The following is a 21,501-nucleotide window of genomic DNA, read 5'->3' as shown; positions in this document are numbered from 1 at the left end:
CACCTCTCCAACGTGGTTGGCGCAACGGACGTGAGCTAATCCGCTCCTGCCCCTTGCGCTACTTTAGTCGCTCGGGCATCATGATGAATGAAAGGCCGGTATCGGACCAATCTGAACTGCTGAATGTCGGCTATATCGGCGTATCGAGACCGGCCTATAACACGCGTCCCGTTGAGCGACGATATTCGGTGGGAGATTGCCCCTGCCATTGCCGAAATGCGCGGCTAAATGCGGTGGTATCACTCAATCCGACCCGGGCAGCAACCTCGTTGAGTGAAAGGTGCTCCTCCGAAAGCAGCATCAGCGCGATCTCGTGACGGCAGCGCTCCTTGATCATCTTTATGGAAGTCCCTTCATCCGCCAAACGACGTTTTAGTGTGGTCGGACTGATGCTGAATTGGTCGGCCAGTTCTGCGGTCGTGGGGGGCGTCTTGCGTTGCGCAAGGGCCGCGCTGAAAAGACCTCTGACACGTTCCGACATCTGGGTTTGACGCGATTGCATTGCGGTCAGGTCGAACGGAAAGTTCTTCAAAAGCTCCCGTAGCTCCGATGGAGATCGAATGACGCGATATCCCAGATAGCGTGCTGGAAAGATCAGCGCATTTCCTGGACAATCATAGAATATCTGGTGGGGGACCAAGTGCGCAACTGGATCATCCTCCATGAATTTCCGATAGACCATCTCGATCGTGAGCGGCTCAATGTCCTCTCCGATCAGCCAGCCGAACAGGCGATGGTAAGCGTAAAGCCCCGTGATGTCTGAAAGGAAAGCACTGACATCGTGCTTTACTCTGAATGAGCCCATTTTGAACTCGGCTCGATCGCCCAATATCTCGAGCGCTATCTCACCTGCCCGGTGCTGTATCATGGCGGAGAAAGAAGCCGCACGCTCGATCACCTCAGCCAGTGTGTCGCACGTGATGAGACAATGGCAAAGCATTTCATATTCTATGCGCTCAAGCGGCTTTAACCCCGTATCGATCCTCGCATAACGGTCCAGGATGACGACGCATTCCCGGTAGATCGAGATGAACTGCTCCTGCGTCAGCCGGGTGCGTGCATTCATTCTACGCCAGCGGGCACACAGGCCCGGCAACCCTGCATTCCGCAGTATAGCGCTCGCATCTTCTCCAGCTTCGGCAACCTTGAGCAGCAAGGCGCGAGCCACCTCTGCGGAAGGCAGCGGGCGGGCGGGTTGACTGAGATGCTTGGCCATATCGATGGTCCATTTCGTCGTTATCTTTGGTCTATTCTGTCATTTACGTTAGGCCGTTCCAAGCGCAAGATTGCCAGCACAAATTGAGCCGCGAAATCGAACATCGGCGGACATCACCAAGGCATTTGGTTCCAGGAGAGGGAAGATGGCTTACTTTCGCTCGGCGATGGCGTGCGCCTTCGTCACGCTTGCATCCACGATATCGAGCAATGCTCTCGCACAGTCCTCCGCGGTTACGGCGACGGCGGAGCAGAATCAGGGTGTAGATGAAATCATTGTTACGGCGCAGAAACGCGAGGAAAGCCTCCAGGATACGCCGATCTCCATTGCCGCGCTTTCCAGCCGGGCCCTGGAGAACAAGGGTATCAATGACATCACTGATCTCCGCTCTGCTGTGCCCAGTCTTCAGGTCACACCTCACCCCAACAGTTCGGTGACCGCTCGTGTTTTCATTCGCGGTGTGGGCAATAACGACGATCAGCTCACGGCCGACCCGTCTGTCGCAGTCTATCTTGATGGTGTCTACGTCGCGCGCAGCCAAGGGCTCGCAAGCGATCTGGCAAATATCGAGCGGATCGAAGTGCTGCGCGGACCGCAGGGTTCGCTTTACGGGCGAAATGCCACCGGCGGCGCGATCAACTATATCACCAAGGCGCCGGAGCTAGGTGAGTTCGGCGGTGCCCAAACCTTCACGCTGGGCAATTACAACCAGTTCCGTTCGCGTACACGCCTCAATGTGCCCATTGGCGATAAGCTCGCCATCGAGCTGGGTTATCTTCATGCTCAAAAAAATGGCTTCGTGAAAAATGCCGGAACGGGAGTGAAACGCTGGGGAGATCAGCGGCGCGACGCCTACAGGGCCGCCGTTCATTGGCAACCGACGGATACGCTCGATGTGCGCTACGCGTATGACCGTTCGGATATTAACGATACGCCTTCGTTCGTTCTGAACGTTCCATTTTATCCTAGTGTGGCGGATCGCCCCAAATCGGGTTCGGTTTTCGTCAACGATCTCCTCCCTAATGATGTTACGGCCCAAGGGCACAACCTCACATTGAGTTGGGAACTTGGAGATGATCTGACGCTGAAGTCGATCACCGGCTATCGCAAACTGCACAATTTCTCGAACCAGAACAGCTTTACGGGAGTCCTCGGGCCTTTCCCTGTCACATTGAGCCGCTTCGATCAGAATCAGAAACAATTCACCCAAGAAGTCCAGGCTATAGGGAATTTGATGGATGGGCGGCTCGAATATGTGCTGGGCGCCTATTACTTTCGCGAAAGTGCCCATAGCTTTGATCAGACTAGCATTCTCACCCAACCCCGCACAGACCGGGCAATCACGATCAAGAACAATGCCTATGCGCTGTATGCTCAGGCCACACTCCGTCCTGCCGCGCTCGAAGGTCTTTATTTGACCGGAGGTCTGCGCTGGTCGCGTGATGAACGCCGTGCGACGCTGCAACAGAACCGGGTGCCGAGCAATGGGCCGATCGTGGTGGGGCCACGAGGCGAAGGAGATCGCAATTTCACCAATGTGAGCCCCAGCTTCGTCATCGGTTATGAAGCATCGAAAAATATCAACATCTACGCAAAGTATGCCCGTGGCTATAAAACGGGGGGATACAACATTCGGGCCTCTACGATCGATCGCTTCAATGCTGGATATGACCCGGAAACGCTAAATTCCTACGAAATCGGCCTCAAGTCGGAGCTGTTTGACCGGCGCCTGCGCTTGAATCTTGCGGCCTATCAACTCGACTACAGGGATATTCAGACCAACGTTCAGGTCGATCCGCTCAACCCTGGGCTGACCGATGTCTTCAATGCGGGCAAGGCGCGTATCAAGGGGATCGAAGCCGATATTACTTTGCGTCCGGTGCACGCTTTGACCTTGGGGTTGAGCTACGCCTATCTGGATGCAAAGTATCGCAAGATCGTCGACCTGGCCGGCAACGACATCACCAGCCGCTATACCTACGTCGAAGCGCCAAAGCACACCATTTCCAGCAATCTGGAATATATCTTTCCTGAAACTGGAGCAGGCACGCCTTCGCTCTATGTGGACTATTATTATCAAAGCAAGAAATACACGGCCACCGGCGATCCACGCTACATCATTGGCGACTATGGATTGCTTAATGCACGCCTAAGCCTGTCCGACATTCCCATCGGCTTTGGTAAATGGAAGCTTTCGGCGTTCGGCAAAAATCTCACGGGCAAAAAGTATTATATAGCCCATTATCAGGGGTTTGTTCCGGCTGCGATCTATGGCGAACCTCGGACATACGGCGTCGAACTGTCCTTTGAGTTCTGAATTTCAATAGTTTCCGAAGCAGAGCAAATGTGAACGGAGTAAGTATCGTGAATCCGAATGTCTGCCTCGACACCCCGAGTACGGGCGTCATCATCACGGGTGGTGCTTCTGGTATTGGGCTGGCGTCCGCGGAATGCCTCGCGGCGGTCGGCCGCCCGGTCGCAATCTGGGATATCGACGGGGGTCGCGCCCAAGAAGCCGCAACATCCATCGCTTCCCGATACAATGTTCCCACGACTGCCATCGAAATCGATTTGCGGCGCGCGGATGGGATCATCGAGGGAGTCGAGCAAACACGCAATAGCTTGCCCAATATAGGTGGCCTGGTCCACGCGGCGGGCATTGTCGATACAGCTTCGCTCGATGGGCTTACGCTACAATCCTGGGACGAGGGCATGGCAATCCATCTGCGCTCTTTGGCATTCCTGGTGCAAGCAATCTTACCGGATTTAAAGGCGCAGCCCGATTCCGCAGTGGTGGCCATTGCTTCAATCAACGCCACTCTCGGGAACCACATGAATCCCGTTTATACTGCCGCGAAAGGCGGGATGGTTTCCCTGGTTCGTTCACTGGCAGACCGATTGGCCCGCGACGGCATCCGGATCAATTCGCTCTCCCCTGGTTTGATCATGACTCCCATGACCAAGCCGGCGGTTGATAGACTTCCCGCGAACTCCTTCGAAAAACGAATATTGCTCGAACGGCTTGGTCAACCTCACGAAATTGGCCGCGTCGTCCGTTTTCTTCTTTCTGCCGAGGCGAGCTACATCACTGCTGCACAGCTGGTTGTAGATGGTGGAAACATCTCTTCTCAACGCATCTAACATTCTGGTCGTCGGAGACAATCATGCGTAATTATCTGTTTGCAAGCGTGACCGGTGCTCTTCTCTGCACTCTTTCGCCATTCGTGAGTGCGGCCGAAGCCCCAGGCCGGAATACGCACGTATTGTTGACTGCCGAGCAAGATCGGCTCCAGGCAAAAGCTCGACGCCTGGTTGCGAGCGATGTCGTGCAGAGAGAGATTGGGCAATCAATCGCCTATCTCAAAGCCAATCACGGATATCTTACGGACAAGGACCGTACCGAGATCGAACCATATGTTCGCGATCTGGCATATTGCGTTGCGCTGGTAGTGGCCAATTCGGACCCGTCGCGCCCTCATGTGCTTTATAATGGGTTCCCCGGAGCCCAGTATGGCTTGGTCAATCCCGACAATATCTATCGCTTCATCCCAGTCTCACCAGCCTATCGTTATCGCGTAACCGGGCGTTTGGGTGGGGCTGCTCACGTGTCGTTTGAATTGAAGGATACCGCTCCATTCGAAGGTGGCCGCCTGGGCCGCAATTTTGCGACTCTTTCGTCCGAGATGCTCAAAAGCACCCCCGATGGGGCATTTACGATCGAACTCGGCAGCGAACCTGCCAATGGCCGGGCGAACTACATCCAGCTGGTAGAAGGGTCGAGCCTGCTGATGATCCGCGACACCATGGATGATTGGGGCGCGGCGCCAATGTCCCTGCAAGTCGAAAGGGTCGATGGGCAACCTCTGCCGGAGGCCGATGACACAGTCCTTGCTGAAAGGGCTGCGGCCGGTCTCGCGAAAGCACTCAGACTGTGGATCGAGACACCCTACAAATACAACTTCAACATTCCGGTAAACACATTACCCACCCCCCGATCAACGGGTAGTGGTGGACTCCAGGGCCAGTACAACACCGGGGGACATTTCTCTCTCGCCGAAGACCAAGCACTGGTGATCACATTAAATAAGGGGAATGCCCGGTATCTCGGCTTTCAATTGGGTAGCAACCTGTATGTGCCCTTCGAATATGCCCGGCATACCAGTAGTCTTACGGACAAACAGGCAAAGCCCAATCCTGACGGCTCATACACGTACGTTATCTCCTTGCGAGATCCGGGGGTCGCAAACTGGCTGGACCCTGTCGGTCATCGAACCGGCTTGATGTTCATACGCTGGCAGGGGTTGGAAAGGCCGTTGACAGCTTCAGAGGCTCCAATCGTGAAATTGGTGGATGTCGAACGGCTTTCGCAAGCACTCCCGACCGGAGTCCCTCGAATATCGCCGGCCGAGCGGCAGGAACAACTCCACCGACGGCAACGCGATATCGATCTGCAACGCAAGTAAACAAGCCCCCGCTTTGATGGGAGGGCAAGTGCACAGGTCAGGCAATCTGAATGGATGACGGGTTTGGGAGCTGCTTAAAGTCTGTCTGAATGTCGCCTTCGTCGGCGAATGCCATCATACCTATGATTAAGCTGCTCCCATGAGGTTCCGATCAGAGTGTATTGTGCCAAAAGGGTAGGCGCGTTGCTTCCACGACGCGGGTGAGAATTTTGGGGTGGAGGCGCGCGAGGTAATATGCGGCGAACCGCAGCACCGGCAGTTCCAGACCATTCTGAATGGTCATTGCCCGAGCAATCTGCCGATGGGTCTGGGAAGCAAGGAGGTTGTGATAAATCGGGGCATCATGTCCCGAAAGGACGCAGTGCGCGGCCAGAAAAGCGCTGCGCAGGGCTATCGCCATGCCATCGCCGGTAAGCGAGGGTGTCATCGCCCACCGGTCACCCAGGCTCAACACTTTCGCTGAGGTGTGATCGCGAGACGGTCGGCCGTAGGTCAGGTTAGCGATTGCCACCGGTTTTTCGAACAGCGGCTCGGCATTTGCCAGCATCCGTTGCACGATGGGGCTACTCTCGAGCCATTCACATACCGCCCCCCACTCGCCGCCAAGCCGCAAGAATGTTTTGCGGCGCAGCAAAAGACAGAGATTGGCGCGGCCCCGCCCAACTAGCTGGAGCCCCGCATAGCCGCCATTAAACAGCGCCAGCATAATGGTGCCTGCCAGTTGCTCTGCGGCAATCGGGGCTAGCCGGTAATGCATTTTGAAACCGATGAAGCCATCTTCGATGCGGCCGGGAAGTGCCACGCCCTGTTCGCGGATCGGAAGCTTGCCGGTTGCGAGCAGGACCTGACGGCCTTCGTATTCCCCTTGTGCCGTGCGTGCGATATGCCCGTTGAGTTCAAGCACCCGCACACCGCGCTGGATGTGCGCACCGCTCATCTCAGCCTTTCTGATCAGTGCTTCATCGAGCGTGTAACGGCTGAGACCTAATGCAGTGAATGGCAGTGCCGCTTCGATCTCGCAATGGCCTTGCACGAGACGGATCCGACCAATCGGTACGGCGCCAAGCGCAAGGGGATCGACACCTAGCTGGTGAAGATGGTTTATCGCCTCAATCGACAGGAATTCGCCGCAGACCTTGTGATGGGGGCCGGTCTCGCGTTCCAACAGGCTCACCTTTTTTCCGCCGCGTGCGATCAGGCATGCGGCGGCGCTGCCGGCAAGGCCTCCACCCAGAATGAGAGCGTCGACCACGTCACCCCTCGAAGGTGAAGCGGAAGCTTTCTGCCGCCATACCAGGGCCAAAAGCCAGCGCCAGACCCGGCCCCCGCGACTGGCCTGCAAGCATGCTGGCAAGAACGAACATGAGCGTCGCAGATGACATATTGCCCCGGTCGCGAAGGACGGATCGCGAAGTGGCAAGCGCGTCAGGCGGAAGACCTAACCCTTGTTGCACCGCGTCGAGCACGGTGCGCCCGCCTGCATGGACCGCCCATAGTGCGAAATCATCGGGCGATTGCCCGCGTAGCAGGCCATGACAGTCGCTACGCATAGTCTCTTCGGCGAGCGCGGCGGAAATGCGCGCAGGCACTTCACCGCCAAGATGCATGTCAAAACCCTGATCGCGAATGGCCCAGGTGATCGCGTCGGTGGTTTCCGGTATCGTCATCGCCCGGAAGTCGCGCAGGCCGATGCCGCGAGGTTCCGCCGTGACCAGCGCCGCCGCCGCGCCGTCTCCAAACAGGAGCATAGCGAGGAGACTGGGAAGATCATGGTTGCGCTGGAAATGGATACTGCACAGTTCGAGCGTGACCACGAGCACACGCGCATCAGGCTCGGAGCGGATGATATGATGGGCCAGTCGCAGCGAGTTGACCGCCGCGTAGCAGCCCATGAAGCCGACGACGGTACGCTCCACATCGGGATTGAGGCCTACCTCGGTCACGATTACCTGATCCAGCCCCGGAGCCATGAAGCCGGTGCATGATGCGACGATGAGGTGGGTGATTTTCGTCTTGTCGATATCCGTGCCGAGCGCGGCAATGGCGTTCAACGCAAGGCGGGGGGCATCGCGTTTGTAGCGCGCCATCCGGGCCGCAGTCGATGGCCAGGGGCCATTTCCATAAAACCCTTCGGCATCCGTGATCGTGCCGTCTTCCAGCGTTATCGGCTCCAGGAAGGAATAGCGCCGTTCGATCCCGGAACGTGCAGCCATGCGTTCAAACAGGTACAGCATTCGTTTGTCGGGCAGTTCTGAAGATACGAAACGAAGGAACGCGTCATGCACCTCAAACGGCGGGTTGGCGGTTCCGATGCGGTTGATGTGGGCCACGGTGGAGGTCATACGCGCCGTCCCACGAGAACTGCGTTGAGCCCTCCAAAGGCGAAGCTGCTGGAGATCAGGACTTCCGGTTCGAAGACTTGCGGTTCGAGTACCAGAGGCAGATCACACTCGGGATCGGGGCCGAGATAGTTGATCACCGGCGGGGCGGTGCCTCTGCAAAGAGCCACCAAGCCGAGCAAAAACTCCATTGCGCCGGTCGCACCGATCATATGCCCGTGCGCGGACTTTGTCGCGATAACCCGGTGACGTGCCAGTGCGGAACCATAGACTTGATGCATCGCGGCGGTTTCGGCGATGTCGTTGAGCGTTGTGCCGGTGCCGTGCGTCGATATGAGCGCCGGAGCATCGCAGGCAATGGTGGCATCTTCGTGCGCGGCACGGATCGCGGCAGCAATTCCCTCGACATCGGGTGCCGTCATGTGGGTGGCATCGCTCGACATACCATAGCCAGCCAATTCGCCGTGGACGCGCGCACCGCGGGCCAGAGCATGGCTTTCGCTCTCCAGTACCAGCACGGCGGCCCCTTCGCCAAGAACCATTCCCTGGCGATCACGCGAGAAAGGGCGGCAGGTATCGGGGGCCAGCACACCCAGCGACTGCCACCCGGCAAGGCAGCCGCGCGTGAGACACGCCTCCGCCCCGCCCGCGATAACGACATCTGCCCGTCCGGCGCGGATCATATGCATGGCCTCGCCCAGTGCCTGAGCCGATGAAGCGCAGGCGCCCGACAAAGTCAGTGCAGGACCGCGAACCCCCAACAGCAAGGACAAATGCGCTGCGGGCGCCGCCAGCATCGAACTGGGTATTGTCTGGGGATGGACCTTCGGCTGGCCTCTCGCAAAAAGCCGCTCATACGCGGTTTCGATAGTGAGGTTACCGCCGCTGCCGCATCCGAGCATAATCGCGGTTCGTTGTGCCAATGACGGATGCCGCATCAGTCCAGCATCCGAAACGGCTTCCAGCCCGGCTTCGAGCGCGAATTCGGAAAGCCTGTCAAGCCGACCAAGCCGACGGAGCTGGCCCGGATCCACGCTCTTCAGCAGAGGTGCTGCCTTTTCCTCCTCAGCAACCCATGCCGCTATGCCGGAAGGATCGCACGCGCGGATCGCGCCGCGCCCATCGCGCACCGATTGCCAGTTCACATCGACGCCGTAACCAAGCCCGCTGACACAGCCCATGCCGGTAATGAGCACACGGTTGGTCATTGCGGCACGGCAACGCCGATGCGCTCGAACAGTTGCCGCAAGGTCATATCCCGCGTGAGATCCTCGGGCTGAAGTTCGATCCCATATCGATCTTCGAGTTCGAAGAGCATGCTGACCATATCTATTGAGGAAATATCGAGCGTGGCGAGCGTGGAATCCGGCTGGAGCCGTTCGACCGGAAGCCTTGTCTCATCGGCCACCAAGGCCAGAATATCTTCATAGGTCATCCGCATTCTCCTTGAACCGGGTCCAGTGCCGGGTGCGGCAGATGAAGAGGATGCATCCGGTCACATCGAGCCTGTCATCCCGTACCAGACGTATTGCAGCGCGGTAGGTGCGGCCTGCTTTCGGGTCATAGGCTTGGCCATGACTCCAACCATCGGTGTCGCGCACAAGTCCCGTCAGGATGGCAACACCCACCAGCGGACGGCTGCGACGCGCGGGATCGGGATTGTTGATGTCGCGATCAGGTGCCTTCGGGTCGAGCACGGCCACCAATTTGCCACAAAGCGCATTGCCACACGAATTGATTTCTACCACTCCGGCCCTGTCATCGGTGAGCCACCGCCCATAGACGCTCGTGCGCGCTGCAACCACTTGCGGGAAGCAGGAAATCGCGAGTGCGCAGGCAGACGCCATGCATATACCGTTCATCGCGACGCTCCCGCACGAAATGCAATGAAGATTGCGCCTTTTCTCCGCTTCCGGCAAGCCCCGCGAGCCGCTCAAATAGTGCTTTAATGCGTGGTCAAACAATGAGATAATATTGCAGACCTTGGCCACGAAAGGTTTTCCTGGCCAAGAGGTTGCAGGAGGTCGGACATGATTGTTCGCCACATGATCTCTGTGAGCTTTTTGATGCTTGCACCCGTACAGGCGGCCTCGCAAAGTCCGCCAGCCTTGCCCGACTGGTCCCGCGCCGAGACGGTCAACGTACAGCTCTCCAACTTTCGCTTCACCCCATCCACGATAACCTTGAAGCACGGGCAGGCTTATGATCTGCATCTGGCAAATCAGGCATCGGGCGGACACGATTTTGCAGCGAAGGAATTTTTTGCCGCGGCGACGATCATGGACTCAGATCGCGCGAAGATCTCGGGTGGCAAAATCGCGCTCGGTGCGAAGCAAAGCATCGATGTGCGCTTCATCCCTCCGCATGCAGGAACATACAAGCTGCGCTGCACCCACTTCATGCACAGCTCTTTTGGCATGACGGGCGAGATCGTGGTGCAGTGACCAATCTGTCAGTCCGGTCGCGTCAAGACGAACAAATGGATGCGCCTGATCTCGATGCGCTTACTTATGGCAATGTCTTGCGCGACTTGGCGCTGGTCAACCGTTGGACATTCACTGCGCATTCCACAACCGCCTTCCTTATACGGGCGCTTGGCAATGGCCGGTCGTTCAGCCTGCTGGATGTCGGTTTCGGCTATGGCGACCTGCTGCGCACAATAGCCAGATGGGCGGCGAGACGGAATATCATCGCCAAACTGGTGGGTGTCGATCTCAACCCAGCCAGCGAGGAACTGGCCCGTGCAGCGACGCCGGCAAACCTGAACGTGGACTATCGCACAGGCAACTACGCCGACCAACCCGAACGCTTCGATTTCATCGTGAGCAGCCAGGTCGCCCATCACATGAGAGACGATCAACTGACGCGCTTCGTGCAATATATGGAAAATAACGCCCGTAGCGGTTGGCTGATCTGCGACCTGCATCGCCATGCCTTCGCTTATTACGGATTTCCTCTGCTGGCCCGTGTCATGGGAGTACACCGCATTGTGCGCGAGGACGGGCAGCTCTCAATCGCGCGTTCCATGCGACCGGAAGAATGGCCTCCCGTATTGGCCAATGCCGGGATCAATCCAGAGGCGGCGCGCATTATCCGGCGTGCGCCCTTTCGCATCGCTATCGAACGTCTGTTCCAGGATATGGCCCCTTGATGAGCATTACGCGCCAGCACCCCATGCGGCATGCACTCAAACTTGCCGGCCCGCGCCGAAATGGCGCGCTATCCTGGAGCGCGCGAACGCCGCCTTTGTCGGCGGGCTTATTCGTACGGCTGGTGAACCTATTGCCATGGCAGCTATTGAAGTTTTCGACCAAAAACCTGCCTGATCAGACACGCCAACAAAGCGGACGGTCCGAACGCCTATGCCAGACGTTACACTTTGGCCTGATCTACCCTAGGCGTGAAGTGTAATTTTGTGATCCGCAGGCCGACCATTCGGCAATTTCCGTCCATCCGTCGATCGGTCCACTAACGACCTAAACCTGCGACGCAGCCTGCCACCTAGAAGTCAAAGCGTAAGGCTCGGCAAAGAAGTGGAACTCGAACCGCCGAGGATATTGATCACGTCGATTGTATCTGTGCTTTCGTATCTGGCGCGCTATGATCAACGCCGCGCTGGAGGAAAAGCCGTGAGCCCGTTCGAACACGTGTGACAGAAAACAAACTGATGACGGCATCGAGAAGGCTGGCCTTTATTTTCCAAAAGGGGTCGTCATCCCGAAAAATCGATCGCGATCACGCGGGGAGGCGGTTTCAAATGCGAACGTATCTATAGCCTCGCTTTCTGCAACTGCCTGCATGCCCTGAATGACCCCGGGACGCCTTGCGACCTGCTGCCGCCATGCCCCCAGGTGCGCGAATTGATCTGGAGCAAAGCCATGCTGCTCCAGATAGAGGCTCCACGGATAGGTCGCGATATCGGCTATGGAGTATTCGTCCCCGCCAAGATAGCGAGTCTGTGCGAGCCGTTCATCGAGCAGGCGATAGAGACGCTCTGCTTCGCGGCGATAACGGGCGAAAGCATAGTCATTATCTTGCCGGGCAGCGAAGGTGAAATGATTGAGTTGGCCTAGCAATGGGCCAATGTTGCAGGCCTGTATCATCAGCCATTGCATCACAGCTGATCGCATTGGCTCTCTGTTCGGCAAAAACCGGCCAAACCGTTCAGCCAAATGAATCAGGATTGCCGCAGATTCAAAGATGATGGTTTCCGGCCCGTTTTCCTCTGTCTGGTACACCAGCACCGGAACCTTGCCGTTGGGATTGCGCTGGCGGAATTTCGGAGTGAACTGCTCACCCCGAAACACATTGATGTGATGAAAGCTGTATGCCTGTTTCAGCTCCGCAAGCATGATGGTGATCTTGCGAACGTTGGGGCTGGCCATGCCATATAATTTGACGGTGGAGGCGCCCGTCATGCCGCGCGCTCCACCACTCTCTTTTCCCCATATGTGACAATTTGTCCGTTCACGCGCTGCTGAATCGCGGTCGTCTTGCTGCGCGGGTTGTAGAACTGGCTATACCATATCCGCACCTTGCCATAAGGGCCGTCAGCCGGGATTTGCATGGGATTGAAGCAGGCTTGCTTGTTTGCCCAGATCTCGACGTCTTGAGCTAACGCATCGTGACTAGCCTTCTGGTATCCACGTGCCACTTGCAGATCTGCTAGTGCCGCTTCAGCTGTCGGCATTTTCACCATGAGCGCGTGCCATACTCGGACCGTGCCATCGTCCACAGGCGTGTGCGCGATCAACATATGGGATGGAAACGTACCGCGCATGTCAGCCTGAAGAATGGCGGGACCTTCGTACCAAGTGTCGAGTGACAGAGTTTCGCCCGTATCAGCTGTCAGTGTACGGTGCCCGGCATCGAAGCGTTGAATGACTTTGTGGCCATCAAAAACGTTGTCAAAGTACTGATTGTCCAGACTGCCATGGATCGGGCCCATGTGGCCAAAATCAGCCATATTATCGACGATTTCGATCGGATGGAGGGCCAGGGTGCCAAAATCGTCGATCACCCAGCGCACCCAACCGTCATCCTCCAGATCCCATGCGGCGAAGGCAGGCAGATCCTGATCCGGCTCCTGCCCTTCTGGATCATGCCACATCCAGATAATACCAGCCCGTTCGATGACGGGATAGGTCGTGAGACGAGCGGCCTTGGGAATGAAATCGGGTGAGTAGGGAATAGCGTTGCATCGCCCGTCAGCCCCGAACCGCCATCCGTGGAAAGGGCAACGAATGGATTCCCCGTCGACGTGCTCTCCGTCCCGCACGATATAGGACGTGCTGTTGATACCAAGATGAGCCCCCATGTGCGGGCAATAGGCATCGACTAGATAAGGCGTACCGCTTGCACCGCGATAAAAGACCATATCCTTGCCGAAGAAGTGCACCGTTTCGGGTTGAGGCCCCATTTGTGCGGCATCGCCGATCATGAACCAACCACGTGGGTAATCGAATTCGCCGAGTTTATAGTTTGCTGTAGATGCCATTGCCCCCTCCGAATTGCGTGGATCTCGGGCAAATTTTGTGTCTCAGACTGCCTCAAGACAAGATCGCAGTCCGCACATCACAGGGTGCAAATTTGCACGCGACTTGCGCCTCTCGCCGTGCAAATATTCGCGTATGATCGAATGGGATAACCTACGCTTCTTCCTCACCACTGTTCGTGCGGGCAACTATACCGCCGCGGCCAAACGGCTGCGTGTGGACCGCACAACTGTCGGCCGCCGCCTTGAACGACTGGAGCATCAGGCGGGCATACCGTTATTTGAACAAGGAGAGGACGGCTATCATCCGACTTCGGCCGGCCATCAGGTCTTGACCATTGCAGATAAGATCGAAGCCCTCGTTACAGAACTTGAGGCGGTACTTTCGGCAAATGCGGACGCAGAGCAAGTCGAGCTTCGTGTTGCCGTGGCAGCCGAGCTTGGTTCTGAGTTCTTGCAGGATCTAACGGATTTTTCGCGTCTGCATCCGCATATCCGGCTGCGCATCAGCACATCCCATGAACCGGAAGACGATGTTGTCACCCGCAAGTGCGAAGTGGGCCTTTGTCTGGTCGATCCGCTGCCAAGGCACCTGCGCGGCATCCGCATCGCTACCCTACGACAGGCAGGATATGCATCGACCACTTATCTCGATCATAAAGGGCGCGCTCTCGCCCCGCAGGAATATGACTGGGTACGCTGCACCAGTTCGTCCCGAGTAAGAGCGATGAAGCAGTGGGACGATATTTTTTGCCGCACCATTCGCGTATCGGCTTATGTAGATAACTGGTCGGCTTTGCGCGGCTCCGCGGAACAAGGATTGGGCGCCGCCTTCCTGTGGACTTTCGTTGCAGATTCAGAGCCCAGATTAAACCGGGTGACACCGCTGCACGAAGAGCTCGGAGTAGGGTTACATCTTGTGGTTCGCGATGATGTGCCGATGGACCAAGCAACACGGCAGTTTATGAATGATATGGCCAAGCGCCTTCCCGTTCGGGTTGGGAACACCTAATGCTTATTGCTGACGCTTATAAACTGAGGCCATAAATGGGAGTGCGAGATCCATATGGTCATGCGCACGGTCTGCTGTCTACAGGTTCACTTTCGTGACCTGAATCGATCTGAATGCATGACTGCTATCAATGAACTCAAGGTAGATAATGAACGACTAGTATAGACGAGACAGGCGTAGGCAGTCTCGGAAATCATAGAACATGACTCTTGAGCAATGCTTCGAGCCAATCGGCAAAGACCTGCAGTCGCTGCGAGAGATGCTGACGATGCGGGTAAAGCAGGGTCATGGGCATGGGCTCTGCCCGATAGTTCACCATCACCTCGGCCAACTCTCCCGCTTCCAGATGCCGTCTGACATCGTAAGCAGGAATCTGGATCAAGCCGAGTCCTGCAAGACAGCAGGCGATGTATGCTTCGGCGCTGTTGACCGTGACGCGGCCCCGCAGCGGCGTAGTGCGTAGTTTGCCATCCTCGATCCATTCCCACTCCTCGACCCGGCCACTGGAAGGGGAGGCATAGTTAACAGCCCAGTGGGCACCAAGATCGTTGGGACTTTCAGGCATGCCATGACGCTTCAGATAGGCGGGGCTTGCGACATTGACCAGCGCCAGCCTGCCGATCGGCCGTGCTATCAGGCCAGAGTCATTCAGAGGCCCGACCCGCAACACACAATCCACACTGTCCTCCACGAGATTCACCGCGCGATCGGTGACACCGAGATCGACATCGATTTGAGGATAACAGTCGAGAAATTCAGGAAGCGCTGGCGCAATGATAAGCCGCCCAATCCGACCGGGAACGTCGATCTTCAATCTGCCGGATGGTTGAGCTGCTGTCTGCCGAAACAGGTTTTCCGTGTCCTCCACCTCGGCGATGAGCCGCTGGCAACGCTCATAGAAAGCTGTGCCGTCTTGGGTCGGTGAGACACGACGTGTGGTGCGATGGAGCAGCCGCGCGCCGACGCGCCCCTCCAGTTCCTGCACCGCTGCCGACACCGACGAGCGTGGGACGCCGAGCGTATCGGCGGCGCGGGTGAAGCTCGCGCACTCGACGACGCGGGAGAAAATACGAAACAGATCAATACGATCCAAGCGAAAAGGCCTTCATTATGCAGATTTTCTGACAGGTGATGTCAAAATGATCGCCTTTATCGTTCAATGCTAGCCAGTATTTTCTTGCCATGAAAGCGGCCGCTGACGTGGTCGCCATATTGGCAAAGGAGGCCATCCCATGACCAATCACAGCATCAAGGGCAAAACCGTCATCATAGCCGGTGGTGCGAAGAATCTCGGCGGGCTGATCGCACGCGACCTCGCCGAACATGGCGCGAAGGCGATCGCCATCCACTACAACAGCGCGGCAACGAAGGCGGATGCGGACGCCACGATCGCTGCCATCAAGGTCGCGGGCGCAGAAGTCGTCGCCTTCCAGGCCGATCTCACCACAGCCGGTGCAATGGAAAAGCTCTTCGCTGACACTGTTGCCGCCATCGGCAAGCCCGACATCGCCATCAACACAGTCGGCAAGGTGCTCAAGAAGCCGATGGCCGAAATCTCGGAAGCCGAATATGACGAGATGAGCGCGATCAACGCCAAGTCCGCCTTCTTCTTCATCAAGGAAGCTGGCAAGCATCTCAACGACAACGGCAAGATCTGCACGCTTGTTACCTCGCTGCTGGGAGCGTTCACGCCCTTCTATTCGAGCTATGCCGGCACCAAGGCGCCGGTCGAGCATTTTACCCGGGCGGCATCGAAGGAATTCGGCGAGCGCGGCATCTCGGTGACCGCGATCGGCCCCGGCCCGATGGACACACCCTTCTTTTATCCGGCCGAGGGCGAGGATGCCGTTGCCTACCACAAGACCGCAGCAGCACTCTCGAAGTTCTCGAAGACGGGCCTGACTGACATTGAGAACATTGTCCCCTATATCCGCTTCATGGTTTCGGAAGGCTGGTGGATGACTGGACAGACCATCCTCGTCAATGGCGGCTATACGACCAAGTAATGGTATCAGCCGGTGGTTCGTTTGACGGATGACCATCCGACTTATCGGTGTATCCTGACAGGCAGTTTTTAGCCGACACTCCGGCCATGATCGACAAATGCGCTCATGGCATTTTTCAAGAGAATGTCATGAGTATTCGTTGGCGTATTAGTGGAACTTTGCATGTTGCTCGTTCCATTCGGCGCTGCTGGCGGCCGCAATCGAGGGAGCGACGCGATCAACGATGCGGGCAACCGGTCTCAAAGTCCAGAATGCGTATTGTGGGCGATACAGCGATCGGGATTAATTGTCGCAGATGTGTTCGGGGAAACCACTTATTGCTTTTCCACCTACGGAGATTCGCAAGGGCTCTGGCTGATCTTCCGGCGTAAGTGCGCCCCGGCACGCGAAGAAATCATTAGCGTCGTGAAATAGACCTGCCGTTTCGTCACCATAACGGCCAATAAGGACCCCGCGATAATTGCGCCCGAAGCCCACAACCGACTCGGTGAGCGACTTTTCGTGCGCGCTTTCCTGCCATGGAGGAGTTGATGCGTGCTCGCACCTACCAGCCGGCAATACAATCGCAGCTCGACAGGTAGGTCGCGGCGCTGGATGGCCCTTTCCATCACGAAACGGCAGCATCGCGGCGCCGACCACAGGCGGCAAAACGCGATCATAGCACGCGATCTTAATCAACGGCAGGTTTCGCCCCCCCAACGACAAGCGTGGAATGTCCGATAGTTGGCGGCGCTGACGTGGCCATTGCATCACCAGAATGTCAGCTTTCGTCGTTGCCGGCCTAAAACTAGACTGTCGCTTCACGACCCAATAACAGCCAGAGTTCTCTCGTTCGTTCGGAAATGGTCTCAGCCCGAAATGCCAGATTCCCGTGCTTCTAGAGGCATGGCGCACCCGAGATGACGAAGATGAGAACTAGTCAATCATCGCTTTTGAGGTGCCGGTGGCCCATTTTCAACTCTTCCCAAGTCAAGCAGAACGCTATGATGGTATGTTCCCAACCGCTTGGCGCTGCTTCGCGCATTCGCGGCCGAGAAAGTCGAGCAGCGCACGAATGGACGGCAGCAAGCCTCGCCGTGAGGGAAACACCGCATGGACAATGCCGGCACGAGGCTGCCAGGCCGGCAGAACATGCATGAGCCGCCCGGCTTCTATGTCTCCCCAGATCATCATCGTCGGAAGCTGAACGATACCCACACCGGCCATCGCTGCTTCGCGCAATGCCGCCATGTCATCGGTAACAAGACGCGGCCGGTGTGGAATGACCGCCTCCTGACCATCGTCATGACTGAGCCGCCAATGATGCTCACGATGCGGGGGACCGAGATCGAGGCTTGGCAGCCCGGCAAGATCGCCTGGTGATGATAACGCTGCAGCAACCAGCGTCGGGCTGGCGACTAGGCACTGCGTACTCTCATCAAGGCGGCGCATGATGAGATCGGTCGGCTCTAGCGGCGGGAAGCGAACACGGATCGCAATATCGAAGCCCTCAGCGATCACGTCGATGCGCCTATTCGTGCTTTCCAGATGCACTTCGACGGCGGGGTTTTCGAGCATGAACCGGGCGATCAGTGCGCCGAACTGGAAGTTGGCGAGCGCGACCGGGCAGCTTACCCGGACGATGCCTCGCGGTTCGGCACGGATCTGCGCGATCACCTGTTCGGCGGCCTCGGCTTCGACCAGCATGGCGACACAACGATCATAGAACTCGCGGCCGATCTCAGTGACGGAGAAGTGACGCGAAGAGCGGTTGAGCAAACGCACGCCCAAGCGCTCTTCCAGCAACAGGATGCGGCGGCTGAGCTTGGATTTCTGGACGCCGAGCGCGCGTCCGGCAGCCGCGAAGCCGCCATGATCGACCGTCTGGACGAAGTAATAGAAGTCGTTGAGGTCTTGCATCGTCCCATTTATAGGACGCAGCGACAGGATTCACAATCTTCCGACCGCAGCGTCGTAGGTCTATTTTCGGTGCAACAGCGAGGAAGCCAAGGAGCGCCTCGTGCCGGAGACGAAACATGGTCAAGCAAATCCTAGGCCGTTACGGCAACAATCGCGGCCACTGGGTTGGCGACGGCTTCCCCGTTCGTTCGCTCTTTTCCTATAATTCTCTGGGCGCACACATTAGCCCATTCCTGCTGCTCGACTATGCGGGGCCGCATTATTTCGAGCCGACCACGGATCGGCGCGGCGTCGGCCAGCATCCACACCGTGGCTTCGAGACCGTCACCATCGTCTATGACGGTGAGGTCGAGCATCGGGATTCCTCCGGTAATGGTGGCGTCATCAGGCCCGGCGACGTGCAGTGGATGACGGCAGCCGGCGGGATCATTCATGAGGAGTATCGTTCACCGGCCTTTGCCAAGACCGGCGGCCCGTTCCGCATGATCCAGCTCTGGGTCAACCTGCCAGCCAAGGACAAGATGGCTCCGGCCGGCTACCAGGGCATCGTCGCCGCCGACATCCCTTCGGTCGATCTGCCCGAAGGCGCTGGCAAGGCCCGGATAATCGCTGGCGAGTTCGGCGGCGTGACGGGACCGGCGCGGACATTCACACCAATTAACATCTGGGATGTAGCGCTCAGTCGTGACGCCGATGCCACTCTCGACCTGCCTGAAGGCGACATCGCCATGGTGGTCGTGCTGACCGGCCATGTCACGGTCAACGGCGCGCAGGGCGCGGGCGAGGCCGAGATGATCCTACTTGGCCGCGAAGGCAGCGGCGTCAGCGTCCATGCCGATGGCGATGCGAAGCTGCTGGTTCTGACTGGCGAGCCGATCGACGAACCGATCGTCGGCCATGGTCCGTTCGTAATGAACGACGAGGCAGAAATCCGCCAGGCCATTGACGACTATAACAGCGGCCGGTTCGCGAGGATTGCTGCCTGAGTGGATGGCCCCGCCACCGTCATGTGGTGGGTCCATCTTTCATGCAGTTGGGACGGCATTGCTCGCTTCCGTCCCTCACCGCCGGGCCTGCACCCGCGCGGCGCCACGGCGAGCGTCTGAAACGAAGGAAGGAATATATCCATGTCCAGTGAACCGATCCGCGATCCCAAGGCCGATCATCTGCTCACTCCGCAGAACGCAGCCTTCATCATCATCGACTATCAGGCTGTCCAGGTGAACTCGATCGCCTCGATGGACCGCCAGCTCCTGGTCAACAACATCGTCGGCTGTGCGAAGGCGGCGGTGGCTTACGGGCTGCCGGTGATCCACTCGACGGTGAACGTCGAGACCGGACTCAACAAGCCACCCGTGCCCCAGGTGCGCAAGGCACTCGAAGGCTATCCGACCTACGACCGCACGACGATCAACTCGTGGGAAGATGTTGAGTTTAAAAAGGCGGTGGAGAAGACTGGCCGCAAGAAGCTAATCATGACCGCGCTGTGGACCGAGGCGTGCCTGACCTTCCCGGCGCTCGACGCACTCGCCGAAGGCTATGAGGTCTATGTTCCCGTCGATGCGGTCGGCGGCACGTCGGTCGCCGCGCACGAGGCAGCGTTGCGCCGAATCGAGCAAGCTGGTGGCAAGATGATCTCTGTGCCACAATTGTTCTGCGAGCTTCAGCGCGACTGGAAGCGTGCAGAGACAGTGCCCGCTTTCATGAACTTGTTTATCGAGACCGGCGGCACTGCCGGGCTCCAGTTCGCCGCCGATAAGGCGGAATGACTGGATATATCCCGCCGCCGCGACCGTCGCCCGACGGTGGGATGCCGACAGTTCGATGCGCACCTCTCTCCGTTCGAGAGTTTCCGCTCTTTGCTGCGGAAGGCTCAGGCCACGAGGTTTTGCCACTCAGCATTCCGGCTGGAAAAATCCCCGGGGATGCAATGACAACTCTGAACGATCGCGCGCGCGCCGCAGCGCGGCATGATTGGCGGTCGGTTCGATCAGGCTAATTTCCGCTATGTGGGGAAAGGGGATACTGACATTTCTCAATCCAATTCATCCTGAAACCCTGACGGATACGCGATGCAATGGCGGACATCCGAAGGTATCCTCTGTTGACCTGAAAAATTTGGACTAGTATCTAAAATTTGTGCATCGGAAGCGCTTGCCTCCTCGTTTAATGATCCCGACATTTTTGTACTCAGGTGAACTGACTTATGAACAATGTTCCCGCCATGTTTGCGTTGACGGACAAAGTTGCGATCGTGACCGGCGCGAGCCGTGGCATTGGTCGCGCCTGTGCAATCGCTTTCGCGCAGGCGGGAGCCGATGTCGTTCTTGCCGCACGCCGCCAGGAGGACCTGGATGTCGTTGCGCGTGAAATCCACGACCTAGGACGGCGTGCGCTCACAGTTGTTTGCGATGTCAGTAACGAGGCATCCCTCGACGCCCTGGTTGCCCGCACCTTGTCCGAATTCGGCAAGATTAACATTCTCGTGAACAACGCAGGCGGAACGGGCCCGAACGATCCCGACCAGACCAGCGCGGAACAGTTCAATGAAGCACTGATCTGGAACGTTACTCCGGCGTTCCTGCTGACGAAGAAGGTCGCTGGCGCAATGCGTGAAAGCGGTGGTGGATCGGTAATCAATATTTCTTCCGCTGCAGCACGCTTCGCGCAGAGGAACTTCAGCGCGTATGGCGCGGCGAAGGCTGCGTTAAACCAGATGTCCCGTAATCTTGCTCAGGATTACGCTCCTCACGTGCGTGTTAACGTGATCGAGCCGGGTCCTATCCTCACGGATTCGCTGGCGGGTTATTTCGAAAGCACCCCGGACGTGGCCAAGAGTATGCTCAAATTCATTCCGCTCGGCACCTTCGGGCAACCGGAGGACATCGCCGCAGCGTGTCTATTCTTTGCATCCGATGCATCGCGCTGGGTGACAGGCAAGGTTCTTGGCGTTGAAGGGGGCGCAGAATATCTTTCCTGATGACGATGCATCGAAGCAAGCGCGATAGATTGGCTGGCGGACGTTTGCGGAATGGGGAAAAGAAGCCCGGACCTCGCGCTTAATACCATTCA

20 protein-coding genes are annotated in these 21,501 nt (G+C 57.6%); 10 read left to right on the top strand and 10 right to left on the bottom strand.

Features of this window, described 5'->3' with window-relative positions; all coding sequences use genetic code 11:
* Positions 1-154: 154 nt before the first annotated feature.
* Positions 155-1,216 carry a helix-turn-helix transcriptional regulator gene (locus tag K5X80_RS07265; protein WP_222560177.1) on the bottom strand — a complete coding sequence of 354 codons (1,062 nt, stop codon included), beginning with the start codon at positions 1,214-1,216 and terminating at the stop codon, positions 155-157.
* A gap of 145 nt (positions 1,217-1,361) precedes the next feature.
* Here K5X80_RS07265 and K5X80_RS07260 point away from each other — a divergent pair, with 145 nt between their 5' ends.
* From K5X80_RS07260 to K5X80_RS07250, 3 genes are read left to right on the top strand one after another with little or no spacing between them, the layout of a single operon-like run.
* Positions 1,362-3,533 (top strand): TonB-dependent receptor, encoded by a 2,172-nt coding sequence (locus tag K5X80_RS07260; protein ID WP_222560176.1) that lies wholly within the window; start codon positions 1,362-1,364, stop codon positions 3,531-3,533.
* Between the two features lie 47 nt (positions 3,534-3,580).
* Entirely contained in the window at positions 3,581-4,357 is a 777-nt protein-coding gene (locus K5X80_RS07255; RefSeq protein ID WP_222560175.1) for an SDR family NAD(P)-dependent oxidoreductase, read from the top strand.
* Positions 4,358-4,380: 23 nt separating this feature from the next.
* Positions 4,381-5,679 (top strand): hypothetical protein, encoded by a 1,299-nt coding sequence (locus K5X80_RS07250; RefSeq protein WP_222560174.1) that lies wholly within the window; start codon positions 4,381-4,383, stop codon positions 5,677-5,679.
* A gap of 151 nt (positions 5,680-5,830) precedes the next feature.
* Here the strand turns inward: K5X80_RS07250 and K5X80_RS07245 are convergent, their stop codons facing one another.
* The 5 genes from K5X80_RS07245 to K5X80_RS07225 are packed head-to-tail and all read right to left on the bottom strand — an operon-like array spanning position 5,831 to position 10,009.
* Positions 5,831-6,931 (bottom strand): NAD(P)/FAD-dependent oxidoreductase, encoded by a 1,101-nt coding sequence (locus K5X80_RS07245; RefSeq protein ID WP_222560173.1) that lies wholly within the window; start codon positions 6,929-6,931, stop codon positions 5,831-5,833.
* A 1-nt stretch (position 6,932) separates the two neighbouring features.
* Positions 6,933-8,021, bottom strand: coding sequence for a type III polyketide synthase (locus K5X80_RS07240; RefSeq protein ID WP_222560172.1), 1,089 nt, complete (start codon positions 8,019-8,021; stop codon positions 6,933-6,935).
* A complete protein-coding gene (locus tag K5X80_RS07235) occupies positions 8,018-9,226 on the bottom strand; it encodes a beta-ketoacyl-[acyl-carrier-protein] synthase family protein (RefSeq protein WP_222560171.1) in 1,209 nt (402 codons plus the stop codon). The genes K5X80_RS07240 and K5X80_RS07235 overlap by 4 nt, the downstream gene beginning before the upstream one ends.
* Positions 9,223-9,453, bottom strand: coding sequence for an acyl carrier protein (locus K5X80_RS07230; protein ID WP_222560170.1), 231 nt, complete (start codon positions 9,451-9,453; stop codon positions 9,223-9,225). Before K5X80_RS07230 ends, K5X80_RS07235 begins: the two co-directional genes overlap by 4 nt.
* Positions 9,443-10,009: a DUF2147 domain-containing protein gene (locus tag K5X80_RS07225; RefSeq protein ID WP_222560169.1), complete on the bottom strand. Its 567-nt coding sequence runs from the start codon at positions 10,007-10,009 to the stop codon at positions 9,443-9,445. Before K5X80_RS07225 ends, K5X80_RS07230 begins: the two co-directional genes overlap by 11 nt.
* Before the next feature lie 39 nt (positions 10,010-10,048).
* Here K5X80_RS07225 and K5X80_RS07220 point away from each other — a divergent pair, with 39 nt between their 5' ends.
* Both K5X80_RS07220 and K5X80_RS07215 read left to right on the top strand, forming a co-directional pair.
* A complete protein-coding gene (locus tag K5X80_RS07220; protein WP_222560168.1) occupies positions 10,049-10,462 on the top strand; it encodes a cupredoxin domain-containing protein in 414 nt (137 codons plus the stop codon).
* Positions 10,463-10,497: 35 nt separating this feature from the next.
* A complete protein-coding gene (locus tag K5X80_RS07215; RefSeq protein WP_222560167.1) occupies positions 10,498-11,169 on the top strand; it encodes a methyltransferase domain-containing protein in 672 nt (223 codons plus the stop codon).
* A gap of 541 nt (positions 11,170-11,710) precedes the next feature.
* Here the strand turns inward: K5X80_RS07215 and K5X80_RS07210 are convergent.
* Positions 11,711-12,436, bottom strand: a complete 726-nt coding sequence (locus tag K5X80_RS07210; protein WP_222560166.1) for a glutathione S-transferase family protein — start codon at positions 12,434-12,436, stop codon at positions 11,711-11,713.
* Complete coding sequence (locus K5X80_RS07205) at positions 12,433-13,515, bottom strand: aromatic ring-hydroxylating dioxygenase subunit alpha (protein WP_222560165.1); 1,083 nt, start codon at positions 13,513-13,515, stop codon at positions 12,433-12,435. The genes K5X80_RS07210 and K5X80_RS07205 overlap by 4 nt, the downstream gene beginning before the upstream one ends.
* A 133-nt stretch (positions 13,516-13,648) precedes the next feature.
* On the opposite strand from K5X80_RS07205, the gene K5X80_RS07200 reads away from it, so the two are divergent.
* Positions 13,649-14,524: a LysR family transcriptional regulator gene (locus tag K5X80_RS07200; protein WP_222560164.1), complete on the top strand. Its 876-nt coding sequence runs from the start codon at positions 13,649-13,651 to the stop codon at positions 14,522-14,524.
* Between the two features lie 193 nt (positions 14,525-14,717).
* Here K5X80_RS07200 and K5X80_RS07195 read toward each other — a convergent pair whose 3' ends face one another.
* On the bottom strand, positions 14,718-15,617 hold the full coding sequence (locus tag K5X80_RS07195) for a LysR family transcriptional regulator (protein WP_222560163.1): 900 nt from the start codon (positions 15,615-15,617) through the stop codon (positions 14,718-14,720).
* 139 nt (positions 15,618-15,756) lie between these two features.
* On the opposite strand from K5X80_RS07195, the gene K5X80_RS07190 reads away from it, so the two are divergent.
* The gene (locus K5X80_RS07190; protein WP_222560162.1) at positions 15,757-16,530 is read left to right on the top strand and encodes an SDR family oxidoreductase; all 774 of its coding nucleotides are present in this window, start codon (positions 15,757-15,759) and stop codon (positions 16,528-16,530) included.
* Positions 16,531-17,511: 981 nt separating this feature from the next.
* On the opposite strand, the gene K5X80_RS07185 is transcribed toward K5X80_RS07190, so the two are convergent.
* Positions 17,512-18,429, bottom strand: a complete 918-nt coding sequence (locus K5X80_RS07185) for a LysR substrate-binding domain-containing protein (RefSeq protein WP_222560161.1) — start codon at positions 18,427-18,429, stop codon at positions 17,512-17,514.
* A 116-nt stretch (positions 18,430-18,545) separates the two neighbouring features.
* Here K5X80_RS07185 and K5X80_RS07180 point away from each other — a divergent pair, with 116 nt between their 5' ends.
* The 3 genes from K5X80_RS07180 (at position 18,546) to K5X80_RS07170 (ending at position 21,409) form a co-directional block, all read left to right on the top strand.
* Positions 18,546-19,415, top strand: coding sequence for a pirin family protein (locus K5X80_RS07180; protein ID WP_222560160.1), 870 nt, complete (start codon positions 18,546-18,548; stop codon positions 19,413-19,415).
* 141 nt (positions 19,416-19,556) lie between these two features.
* Positions 19,557-20,198 (top strand): hydrolase, encoded by a 642-nt coding sequence (locus K5X80_RS07175; RefSeq protein WP_222560159.1) that lies wholly within the window; start codon positions 19,557-19,559, stop codon positions 20,196-20,198.
* A 437-nt stretch (positions 20,199-20,635) separates the two neighbouring features.
* Positions 20,636-21,409, top strand: a complete 774-nt coding sequence (locus tag K5X80_RS07170) for an SDR family NAD(P)-dependent oxidoreductase (protein WP_222560158.1) — start codon at positions 20,636-20,638, stop codon at positions 21,407-21,409.
* The last annotated feature ends 92 nt before the right edge of the window (positions 21,410-21,501 follow it).

It is taken from the genome of Caenibius sp. WL (genome assembly GCF_019803445.1).
GTDB lineage: Bacteria > Pseudomonadota > Alphaproteobacteria > Sphingomonadales > Sphingomonadaceae > Caenibius.
The sequence above is the reverse complement of the archived record's forward strand: the minus strand, read 5'-3'. Positions and strand labels throughout refer to the sequence as shown.